This is a genomic window from Pedobacter sp. (assembly GCF_035317785.1).
GTDB lineage: Bacteria > Bacteroidota > Bacteroidia > Sphingobacteriales > Sphingobacteriaceae > Pedobacter.
This window is the reverse complement of sequence record NZ_DATHGC010000018.1, coordinates 1-5,034: the sequence shown is the minus strand read 5'-3', so window position 1 is coordinate 5,034 and position 5,034 is coordinate 1. Positions and strand designations below refer to the sequence as shown.

Here is a 5,034-nt window from a genome sequence, read left to right as displayed (position 1 = left end):
GCATCCGCATAACGGGCCTTCATCGGCACCTTTGGCAATAGCACCATCGAACTGTTGAGCTCATACGTTATCGGGATGGTAGAGATGGCCGGCTGGCCGGCCACCGGGCCTTTCGAGTAAGTACGTACCGTACGGATCTCTACATTCTTTGAATAAGCGCTTAGTGAGCTGATATAGGACTTATCGTTCTGTATACCGCCTACACCAAGCGTGGTTTTCACACTTGCGCTAAAGAAAAAGATCTCATTTTCTGTATTCAGGTAATCCGTAATATCTATCACAGAACTTTTCACCCGTGTTGAATCTGCCCCATAAGCCTTTATCGGAAAAGAAGCCACGATCGGCTGGATGTTTGAATTGCGCACAGATTTATACAAACCATTGGCGGTAGTGTCGCCCGAGCGTTCATTATAAGAGTTCTGACGCAGCAAAATACGGTCATTAGGGCCTTTCTCAAAGCTGACCACATTTTCCGCGATTTCATCGCCTGCATAACCCAGCATTTGGGGACGTGTACTGAATGCCGCTTTAGCGATCCTGTTGACCACCAGCATTTCCCTGCCCAGCAAAGTATCAGGGATCTCAAAATAATATTTCAGCCCGATCTGGTGGATATTGATCATACCTGCAGAGGTTTTTGCTTTAGCCGTGATGACCTCTTTGTAAGGTTTAGGCGCACCCGGTATACTGTCCGTCTTTTTAACGGGAACAGCCAGTACCGGCGTAGATTTAACATTTTTTTTCTGGGCATTTGCAGTCAGCACCAGGCCACCCAAAGCCAGTGTGAGTAAAATAGGTTTAAACATTTGTGTGTTTTAATGGGGCAGTTTATCGTCTCCCCGGTTTAAGAAATGAATATTACTTTCCGGAAGCCCGGCCGCCGAAAAGTTCAGTTAGTTTTGTATAAAGCGCCTCCCCTCTCAGGTTAGCAGCCACGATTTTTCCCTGCGGATCAATCAGAAAATTTTGTGGAATGGAACTCACCGCATACAGCTGGGCTACCTCATTGCTCCAGTATTTCAGGTCAGAAACATGCTGCCAGGTCAGCTGGTCGTCATGGATGGCTTTTAACCAGGCCTCTTTTTTACCGGGCTGGTCCAGGGAGACAGAAAGTATGTCAAAGTTCTTTCCATTGAACTCCTTCCATGCCTTTACCACCACCGGATTTTCTTCCCTGCAGGGTCCGCACCAGCTGGCCCAAAAGTCCAGCAAAACATATTTACCGCGATAGTCAGACAGATTAACCAGCTTTCCTGAAGTATCAGGAGCGGAAAAACCCGGGGCCATTCTGCCAATGCTTACCGCATCAAACTTATCCAGTGCAGCTTTGGTTTTAATCCCGGTTGCAGTCAGCTGTAAACCCTTATCCAGTTTATTAAACAATTTTTTCAATGCAGGCACATCAGTTGGCAAAGGTCCGATCACCTCTCCCAGTGCAAGCAGGCTGATGAAATAATCCGGGTGCCTGCGGATAAAAACAGCCTGTTCTTTATTCTTCTCTGCCTTAAGCACAGCCATTTCCGCACGCCATGCACCCAGGCCAATGGTATCATATTTTATCTTTTTAGTCTGGGCATCCCTGTAGGTCTTTTCGCATAAAGCCAGTTTCTGCTGCACAACAGCAAGGGCCTGGTCCAGTTCTGCCTTTTGTTTTTGGATGGCGGGTGATTCCCTGTCCGGGTCCTGCTGCGCAAAAACAGTCCCTGTCAGCATGCATGCCAACAGGGTAATGTTTAGTATTAATTTCATTGATTCAAATTGATGACTATCGGTAAAAAGAATTAATAAGTCCGGTTTCCCTTGCCCTGTTCCACATAATTGACACAGGTCACACGTCCCTGACCTTCAAAAGTCGGCTGGGCGAGGGTCTGTATGGTTCCGGTAGAACTGATCGTGTGGAGCCAGACCTTGTATTTTCCCGCAGCATACGAGGCAATAGCCAGGTAATCTGTAGTGGCGACAATACCGGCATAAGCTGGCTGCGGATATTTAATGTGCTGTATGGCCGTCACCTGCTCACCTTCAGGGAGCGTGACCTGAAGATTCTCAGGAAGAGAGGCAAAATCAGTCATGTAAATTTTGTTGCCCTTCGCATAATAAATATAATCCGAATCGTAGTTGCCGCCGATCGCATCTGCAGACATCAGGCCGTGCGCTGCCGATACAGTCTTTGAGTCTTGTATCAACGGAGGCGTACCCGGAAAGGTCGAGCCTGTCATTGATCCAAATTGCGTATTCAATTTAAATAAGAGTCCCTCCCCCGCGCTTTTACGGAACAATATAAGGGCAGCATTTCGCTGACCCGGATAAGCACCCATCCAAACAACATCTGCATTTATGTTTTTCAGCGCACCGGCAGTACCAGGCAGTGCGACATAATTTGAGCCGTCAACCCACACCATTGATTTGGAATTGTCGTCAAAAACCATATCCATAGAAGCTACCGCTGCTACAGGAGACATTTTGTAACTGGAAAGCGGGGGCGCACTGAAATAGGAGCCTTTCGACAAGGTGTATACCTTGCTGTCATTAATGAGGTGTATAAGGTTATCAGCCTGTGGCTGAAGTACATTCTGGGGTTTTTTGACCGCTGGCTTTGTAAAGAACATATCGTCAAATCCCATCACGATCTTCCCGTTGTCTATCCTGCAGATCGCCGCGTCCTGATCTGAAATCACTACAAACACACTATAAAGCTCGGTAGACTTCAGGCCAATTTTAAACGAACCGGCAAAGATCGACTTTATGGCTTTTCCGGGAAGGTTTCTTCCACCGTTAAAATTGGCGAGCCAGTTGTCAATCCTTCCGTTTGGATAAACAAAATCAAAATCTGTTTTGCCGCCATCGTCTTTAAGAAGGTACCATCCACCCATCGTAAGCGTCGACACAGAAAGTGCGCTGGTACTGATCTGCGTAACGCCTGTCTGTTTATCTTTGATACGGAGGGTCAGGATATATTGTCCCGGGTTGAGCAGCACTTCATAGCTCAGGTTTTTGGTCCGTGCAATGGTATCGCCGGCAGGCACAACTCCGGAATTCACGACAAAATTAGTGGATACAACCGTCCAGGAAAAATCATATTGTCCTTCATTTTCTACTGCCGGGCTAATGCTCAGTATATCCTTATGGGTAAATGCGGAATAGGCCTTCTCAAATCCCTTTAATGAAGGGGCAGGCAGATCAGGTACAAATTCATTACCGCCCTCTTTGACACAGGATACCGAGAGCAGGGTGAACAAACCTATTATTAATATATATATCTTATTCATAACCATGTTTTGTTATTAAATTTCTGATGTGTTTTTAAGGGAAAGAGATCAAAGGACTAACCGGATCATTTGTTTCACGCAGCGGCGCAGCACCGCTTGCAATATTATCCGGGTTCTTGTTAAATGCATCTAAAGCCGTTTTCAGCAAGTTGCCATAATTTTGAGTCGCCCCGAGGCTTAGGGCGGTCTGGTACCAGGCCTCATCGATCTGCTCTTTCAGGACATCAACCATAAACTGGTGCTTGCGTGTGCTGTATTTGCCAAAAGTGTAGAATGCAGGCGCTAAGCCGCTGTCCACCCTCCATGAATAGAAGCGTTCCAGGCGATCAGAGAAGACAATGACACAACTTCTTCTTTGGATCTCCCCAAGGCCAAACTGATCATTGCCGGACAGCTGCAGTTTCAAACGGTAACTCTTGTCTTTCAAACTGGCATCGCGCAGTAATACCACAGGGATCATCGCCTTTACCGTATTGGCCTTCACCACCATTAGTGTTTTTAGGGAGGGGTCATCCATGGCTACATAATGTACCCCAGGAACCGCTGCATTGACTGTTCCGCCCTCGGGTACCTGTATCAGTGCTACCTCCCGGTCATAACTTGCCATATCCCCAATGGTATTCACCTGGATATAAACCGTATCCCTTGTTACTGTTGCAGCCTCATAGACAAAAGTGCTGTTCACTGTAGCTGTATCGTTCAGCTGCACACGGGAAATATCATTATATAACAATTCATCCGCCTTTGAACAACCGGTAGCCACAGCTGCCAGAAAAATCAAAGCAAAATATATTAATCTGTTCATAATCGTAATTAGTTATTGTTGTAATTGATTTCACGCAATGGCTTGGGAACGATGTATTTTTCCGGCTTAGCGTTAAAAAAGGTATAGGTCCAGCTTGCAGGCAAGGTGGTCACGTTAAAGCGCTTATAAGTGAAAAAGCTCTGCCCCTCCGCATAAAACTCCCTGACATATTCCCTGATCATCTTGTTCCTTCTGTCAGCCTGCCAATCTGCTGTGTTAAATGAAGTAAACGGAATGCCTTTTTTGCTGCAAAAAGTAGTATAGACCGCTTCAGCACCTCCTTTTGTTTCTGCACATTCCGTAAGGATCAGGTACATTTCACTCAGGCGCAATAAGGGGACCTGGAGTATCTGAAACTCAGGCAATAACTGTTTCTGGATATATTTTTTATACATCACATAATTTGCTTTTCCCTGGCCTGTCTTATAGCTCCACATTTGTTTCCAGCGGATGTCCGAGGTTCTTTCCGCTACCGGAAAAAGATTGTTCAGGTAATAAAATCCGTCAGTAATGTTAAAATCATAGCGCTGAAGACCACCGTTCTCTCCAAATGTTGAATTGGCCCTCGCTTCAAGATCATAAACGCTTAAAGCCGCGATGTGCTCACAGGACATGGTATAATCTTCTGCTGCGCGGTCGCGTTCTTCACCCAGTCTGAACATAGGAGCACCTGTCGGATCTACCGCATCAACCACCATTTGCGCATATTTAACCGCATTTGCTTTATTCGAGACATCACCTGCCGACAGCCAAAGGTAAATCCGGGCCTTCAGTGCCAGGACAGCATAATAGTTCATCCGCACCTGGCGGTATTCCAAATAATTGTCACTCAGCACAGGCTTGTCGTTGCGTCCCGGGTTCAGCTGCGCAATGGAATATTTCCTGATCGGATCTGTATCTTTCAGCAGGGCTTCTGCCTGATCCAGATCTGCCAGTACAGCACGGGCAAAATCCTGATAA

5 protein-coding genes are annotated in these 5,034 nt (G+C 46.4%); all 5 read right to left on the bottom strand.

From position 1 onward, the window contains the following. Positions 1-806 (bottom strand): DUF5117 domain-containing protein (locus VK541_RS01695; RefSeq protein ID WP_324366285.1); only part of this gene is annotated, 806 nt, incomplete at its 3' end. Between the two features lie 52 nt (positions 807-858). Then, complete coding sequence (locus VK541_RS01690) at positions 859-1,749, bottom strand: TlpA disulfide reductase family protein (protein ID WP_324366283.1); 891 nt, start codon at positions 1,747-1,749, stop codon at positions 859-861. A gap of 32 nt (positions 1,750-1,781) precedes the next feature. Continuing rightward, a complete protein-coding gene (locus tag VK541_RS01685; RefSeq protein WP_324366281.1) occupies positions 1,782-3,269 on the bottom strand; it encodes a PKD-like family lipoprotein in 1,488 nt (495 codons plus the stop codon). A gap of 34 nt (positions 3,270-3,303) precedes the next feature. Next, the gene (locus tag VK541_RS01680; RefSeq protein ID WP_324366278.1) at positions 3,304-4,074 is read right to left on the bottom strand and encodes a DUF4843 domain-containing protein; all 771 of its coding nucleotides are present in this window, start codon (positions 4,072-4,074) and stop codon (positions 3,304-3,306) included. 8 nt (positions 4,075-4,082) lie between these two features. Then, the coding region (locus VK541_RS01675) for a RagB/SusD family nutrient uptake outer membrane protein (RefSeq protein WP_324366276.1) at positions 4,083-5,034 on the bottom strand (952 nt) is incomplete at its 5' end.

Excerpts from the sequence above, each read along its gene's own strand:
- VK541_RS01690 (WP_324366283.1), bottom strand. The coding sequence starts at position 1,749 with ATGAAATTAATACTAAACATTACCCTGTTGGCATGCATGCTGACAGGG.
- VK541_RS01685 (WP_324366281.1), bottom strand. The coding sequence starts at position 3,269 with ATGAATAAGATATATATATTAATAATAGGTTTGTTCACCCTGCTCTCG.
- VK541_RS01680 (WP_324366278.1), bottom strand. The coding sequence starts at position 4,074 with ATGAACAGATTAATATATTTTGCTTTGATTTTTCTGGCAGCTGTGGCT.